Raw genomic sequence first — 278 nt, forward strand, 5'->3', positions numbered from 1 at the left:
GGCGGCCTGAAGGCCAAGGGCCATCCGATCGGCGCCACCGGGGTCTCGATGCATGTGCTGACCGCCATGCAGTTGACCGGCGAGGCCGGCGGCATCCAGGTGCCGGGCGCGAAGCTCGGCGGCATCTTCAACATGGGCGGTGCTGCCGTCGCCAATTACGTTTCCATTCTCGACCGCATCAGGTAGAAGCGGCCCGCACTTAAGCATGTCGCCCAGAAGCGTGCAGCGGTTCTGGGACAACGGCATGCATCAAAAACAAAGACTTGAAGCGCGTCGCC

General features: G+C 63.7%; 1 pseudogene. It reads left to right on the top strand.

What is annotated here, in order from left to right:
- A pseudogene (locus EN808_RS36135) lies at nt 1–186 on the top strand (thiolase domain-containing protein); the annotation flags it as partial.
- Between the last annotated feature and the right edge of the window lie 92 nt (nt 187–278).

It is taken from the genome of Mesorhizobium sp. M8A.F.Ca.ET.165.01.1.1 (assembly GCF_004792065.1).
In the GTDB taxonomy this organism is placed as follows: Bacteria; Pseudomonadota; Alphaproteobacteria; order Rhizobiales; family Rhizobiaceae; genus Mesorhizobium.